General features: G+C 67.9%; 7 protein-coding genes and 2 tRNA genes. 7 read left to right on the top strand and 2 right to left on the bottom strand.

What is annotated here, in order from left to right:
• On the top strand, positions 1 to 140 hold a 140-nt coding region (locus H3C53_05490; GenBank protein MBW7916123.1), incomplete at its 5' end, for a hypothetical protein.
• A 110-nt stretch (positions 141 to 250) separates the two neighbouring features.
• On the opposite strand, the gene H3C53_05485 is transcribed toward H3C53_05490, so the two are convergent.
• Together H3C53_05485 and H3C53_05480 are read right to left on the bottom strand one after the other, a co-directional pair.
• Positions 251 to 325, bottom strand: a tRNA-Glu gene (locus H3C53_05485).
• Positions 326 to 345: 20 nt separating this feature from the next.
• Positions 346 to 421 (bottom strand) — tRNA-Lys (locus tag H3C53_05480).
• Between the two features lie 310 nt (positions 422 to 731).
• Between H3C53_05480 and H3C53_05475 the strand changes: the two genes are divergently transcribed.
• The 6 genes from H3C53_05475 to H3C53_05450 all read left to right on the top strand — a co-directional run.
• A complete protein-coding gene (locus H3C53_05475) occupies positions 732 to 1,061 on the top strand; it encodes an NADH-quinone oxidoreductase subunit A (GenBank protein MBW7916122.1) in 330 nt (109 codons plus the stop codon).
• A gap of 2 nt (positions 1,062 to 1,063) precedes the next feature.
• The gene (locus H3C53_05470) at positions 1,064 to 1,600 is read left to right on the top strand and encodes an NADH-quinone oxidoreductase subunit B (GenBank protein ID MBW7916121.1); all 537 of its coding nucleotides are present in this window, start codon (positions 1,064 to 1,066) and stop codon (positions 1,598 to 1,600) included.
• 86 nt (positions 1,601 to 1,686) lie between these two features.
• Positions 1,687 to 2,223, top strand: a complete 537-nt coding sequence (locus H3C53_05465) for an NADH-quinone oxidoreductase subunit C (protein MBW7916120.1) — start codon at positions 1,687 to 1,689, stop codon at positions 2,221 to 2,223.
• Positions 2,220 to 3,449 (top strand): NADH dehydrogenase (quinone) subunit D, encoded by a 1,230-nt coding sequence (nuoD, locus tag H3C53_05460; GenBank protein MBW7916119.1) that lies wholly within the window; start codon positions 2,220 to 2,222, stop codon positions 3,447 to 3,449. Before H3C53_05465 ends, nuoD begins: the two co-directional genes overlap by 4 nt.
• Positions 3,450 to 3,457: 8 nt before the next feature.
• Complete coding sequence (locus H3C53_05455) at positions 3,458 to 4,063, top strand: NAD(P)H-dependent oxidoreductase subunit E (GenBank protein MBW7916118.1); 606 nt, start codon at positions 3,458 to 3,460, stop codon at positions 4,061 to 4,063.
• Positions 4,064 to 4,136: 73 nt separating this feature from the next.
• On the top strand, positions 4,137 to 4,375 hold a 239-nt coding region (locus H3C53_05450), incomplete at its 3' end, for an NADH-quinone oxidoreductase subunit F (GenBank protein ID MBW7916117.1).

Raw genomic sequence — 4,375 nt, 5'->3', positions numbered from 1 at the left:
CGCTCAGCGAGCTGGGGAGTGGCGGACCCGGCGACGCGGGTGACGCCGCGGTGGCGGCGCGGGTGAGCGAGCTCGTGAAGCTCGTCGACAGGCGGCTCTACGCCGCCAAGCGCGCGGGGCGGGACCGCACGCACGGGTGAGGGTGGCCGCCGCGGCCGCCCCGTGGTCGAGCGAGATGCCCTTCAAGATGATGTGAGCGAGAACCAGGAGTGGTCGAGAAAACGGAGGGCGCCCGGGTGGGCGCCCTGCCTGGTGACCCCTACGGGATTCGAACCCGTGCCGCAACCTTGAAAGGGTTGTGACCTAACCGCTAGTCGAAGGGGCCGAACCGCCGGCCGATGAACCTGGTGGGTCGTGCAGGGCTCGAACCTGCGACCCGCTGATTAAAAGTCAGCTGCTCTACCGGCTGAGCTAACGACCCAGCAGCCAGAGCAGTATATAGACGCGCTCGGGCCCGGTGTCAAGGCCGTGTTCTTGTCCAACATGGCCGGGGCGGACGCCGAGGTTCCAGGCTTGGTGGTGTTCGCCCCAGGCCCGGCGGCTCACCGGGGACTCACCTTGTAGGCCCCCACCCCCCCTGCTAGACTGTCCGGCAAGATGGTTGTGAAAACGCGCACGAAGTGCGGACGGGTCACGGCTTCTCGGAACGTGGTGACGAATCTCGAGCGCGGGCTGCGCGACGCCCGTGTGCCCATGAGAGAGGAGAGGGCTCCTTGTACCTAGAGGTCCTGATGATGTACCTGGCGGCCGGCTTCATCGCCGTGGCCGCGCTGGTCGTTGGTGGCCTGCTGGGCCCCAAACGCCCGAGCGAGGCGAAGTTGGACGCCTACGAGTCCGGCATCCCGGCCGTTGGCACGGCCCGCGAACGGTTCCCCGTCCACTTCTACCTGGTGGCCATGCTGTTCATCATCTTCGACTTGGAGACGGCCTTCTTCTACCCGTTGGCCGTCAAGTTCAACTCCGCGCCGACGTTCCTATTCACCAACGCCATCATCTTCGTGGCGATCCTCGCGGTCGGGTTCGTCTACCTCGTCCGCAAGGGCGTCCTGAACTGGAAGTGAGCATGGGTTTACTTGACCTGTTCGAGAAGGACGTGCAGGAACTGGAGGCGGACGGCATCCTGTTCACCAGCCTCGAGAAGCTGGTGGCGTGGGGCCGCTCCAACAGCCTCTGGCCGGCCACGTTCGGGCTCGCGTGCTGCGCCATCGAGATGATGGCGGCCACCAACTCGCGCAACGACCTCGCGCGCCTCGGCTCCGAGGTGTTCCGCGCCAGCCCGCGCCAGGCCGACGTCATGATCGTCGCCGGCAGGTTGTCGAAGAAGATGGCCCCGGTCATGAAGCGCGTCTACGACCAGATGCCGGACCCCAAGTGGGTCATCAGCATGGGCGCCTGCGCCTCCTCGGGCGGCATGTTCAACAACTACGCCATCGTGCAGAACGTCGACTCGGTGGTGCCTGTCGACATCTTCGTGCCCGGCTGCCCGCCGCGGCCCGAGGCGCTCATCTACGCCGTGGCGCAGCTTCAGAAGAAGGTCAGGGGCGAGGCGTTCGACGCACGCGGCGCCAAGCTGCCGCCCGTCGAGGGCTGGAAGCGATGACGGAGCACGCCCCTGTCGGCGCCCTCAAGGCGCGCGCGCTCGAGGCGCTCGTGGAGCTGGGCGGCGTCGTCACCGAAGCCAACGACATGACGCGCGTGACCGTGCCGAAGCACGCGGTCGTCGACGCCCTCAGGGCCTGCCGGACGGCGGGGCTTGAGATGCTCACCGACATCTTCGGCATCGACTACCTCACCTACCCCGGCCACCGCGGCAAGCGCTTCGCCGTCGTCTACAACGTCCACTGCCTGCACGGCGCAGACCGCCTCTTCGTGCGGGTCGAGTTGAACGACGGTGAGAGCGTCCCCAGCGTCACCGGCGTCTGGCGCGGCGCCGACTTCCTCGAGCGCGAGACGTTCGACATGCTCGGCATCGAGTTCGAGGGCCACCCGAACCTGCGTAAGCTCCTGACGCCCGAGGACCTCGAAGGTCACCCGCACCGCAAGGACTTCCCCCTCGGGGAGACCCCGACGCTCTTCAACGACGGGCGCTTCCTCGACCCCGCCGCGTTCCGGGCCGGCCTGACGGGCAAGAACCCGGGCCTCACGGGCTGGAAGGGCGGGGCGCGCCACGGCGTGACCAGCGAGCAGGGCAGCCTCCCCGACGAGGGAGGTGCGCGAGGATGAGCGCGGCCAAGCCAGTCAACCCGGCGCCCCCCGCCGAGGCCGAGCTGCCGGGGTCCTTCTCGACGCGCTTCATGCGCATCAACGTCGGGCCGCAACACCCCAGCACCCACGGGGTGCTCCGGCTCGTCGTCGACCTCGACGGCGAACAGATCGTGTCGCTCAAGCCGCAGGTGGGCTACCTCCACACGGGCTTCGAGAAGACGATGGAGAACCGCACCTACCAGCAGGGCGTCACGTACTCGAACCGGATGGACTACCTCCACGGCTTCGCGCACGACCTCGCCTACGTGCTCTCGGTCGAGAAGCTGTTGGACGCGCGCGTCCCGGTGCGTGCGCAGCGCGTCCGGGTGATCCTCAACGAGCTGAACCGCCTTGCCAGCCACCTGGTGTTCTTCGGGACCACCATGCTCGACATGGGCGCCCTCACGCCGTACTTCTACTGCATGCGCGAGCGCGAGGGCCTGATGGACATCTTCGAGGCCGTGTCGGGCGTGCGCATGAACTACGGCTACTTCCGCGTCGGCGGCCTCTACCAGGACGTGCCAGAACACTTCGAGCCGATGGTCCGCAAGTGGCTCGAAGCCTTCCCGCGGTACCTGGACGAGTACTTCAACCTGTTCATGGGCAACAGCATCCTCATGGCGCGCACCCAGGGGGTGGCCGTCGTCACGCGCGAGATGGCCATCGACTACGCCCTCACGGGTCCCAGCGCACGCGCCAGCGGCCTGGCGCTCGACTTCCGCAAGAGCGCGCCATACTCGGGGTACGAGGACTACGTCTTCGACGTGCCCACCCACGAGGACGGCGACATCTACGCCCGCATCCTGGTGCGCTACGAGGAGATGATCGAGAGCTGCCGCATCGTGTCGCAGGCCCTCGACATGCTCGAACCCGGGCCCGTCAAGGACCCGGATCGGCGCATCAGCCTCCCGCCACGCCACGAGCTCGAGAACTCGATGGAGGCGGTCATCTTCCACTTCAAGCTCGTCACGGAGGGGCTGCACCCCCCGAAGGGCGAGGTGTACGTGCCCACCGAGAGCGCGCGCGGCGAGCTCGGCTACTACATCATCTCGGACGGCGGTTCGATGCCCTACCGCGTGAAGGTCAAGGCGCCGAGCCTCGCCAACCTCCAGTCGCTCGAGCCCTCCAGCATCGGTGGGCTCTTCGCCGACATGGTCATCAACATCGCCAGCTTCGACCCGGTGCTGGGCGACGTGGACAAGTAAGTGAGCCGATGACAGAACCAGCCAGACCCAGCAAGTTCTTCGACGACAAGCAAGAGAAGGTGGCGGAGATCCTCTCCCGCTACCCCGCCGAGGGGCGCCGCAGCGCCCTCATGCCCCTGCTATGGGAGGTGCAGCGCGCCGAGCGGTACGTGAGCGAGGAGCGCATGCGCGAGATCGCCGAGATCGTCGGCACCACCGCCACCGAGGTCAAGGGCGTCATGTCGTTCTACTCCACCTTCCACGAGCAGCCCGTGGGCAAGTTCCACGTCCAGGTCTGCTCGACGCTCTCCTGCGCGCTCGCCGGCGCCGACGAGCTCTACGACTTCCTCGTCGAGGAACTGGGCATCGTCAACGGCGAGACGAGCGCCGACGGGCGCTTCAGCCTGCAGAAGGTCGAATGCGTAGGGTCGTGCGGCACCGCCCCGGTCGTGCAGGTGAACGACACCTACTACGAGCGGGTGGGGCGTGGCCGCTGCCAGTTCCTCGTCGACTCGCTGCGAGAGGACCGGCAGCCGCCGGCCTGGCGCGAGCGGGGCGGCGACACCGTGGGGATCGACAAGCCCGGCCCGCTGGCCGAGACCGCCAAGGGCCGCGCCGACCGAGGGGAGGGTTGAGGTGACGGACCAAGTCGCCGACACCAAGCCGGCGCCCATCCGCAGCCGCCACGACCCGAGGTACGAGGTCACCATGTACCGCTACGTGGGGGTCGAGGGGGCGCACACGCTCGACTTCTACCGCTCGCACGGCGGCTACGAAGCCGCCCGCAAGGCGGTCACCGAGATGACCCCCGCGCAGGTGATCGACGAGGTCAAGGCGTCGGGCCTGCGCGGCCGCGGCGGCGCCGGCTTCCCGACGGGCGTCAAGTGGTCGTTCATGGGCCCGCCCGACGGCAAGGCCCGCTACCTGGTCTGCAACGCCGACGAGTC

It is taken from the genome of Trueperaceae bacterium (genome assembly GCA_019454765.1).
Lineage (GTDB): Bacteria > Deinococcota > Deinococci > Deinococcales > Trueperaceae > JAAYYF01.
The sequence above is the reverse complement of the archived record's forward strand: the minus strand, read 5'-3'. Positions and strand labels throughout refer to the sequence as shown.

Bases quoted from the DNA above. Each gene is read 5' to 3' on its own strand.
- H3C53_05475 (MBW7916122.1), top strand. From the start codon at position 732: ATGATGTACCTGGCGGCCGGCTTCATCGCCGTGGCCGCGCTGGTCGTT.
- H3C53_05470 (MBW7916121.1), top strand. From the start codon at position 1,064: ATGGGTTTACTTGACCTGTTCGAGAAGGACGTGCAGGAACTGGAGGCG.
- H3C53_05465 (MBW7916120.1), top strand. From the start codon at position 1,687: ATGACGCGCGTGACCGTGCCGAAGCACGCGGTCGTCGACGCCCTCAGG.
- nuoD (MBW7916119.1), top strand. From the start codon at position 2,220: ATGAGCGCGGCCAAGCCAGTCAACCCGGCGCCCCCCGCCGAGGCCGAG.
- H3C53_05455 (MBW7916118.1), top strand. From the start codon at position 3,458: ATGACAGAACCAGCCAGACCCAGCAAGTTCTTCGACGACAAGCAAGAG.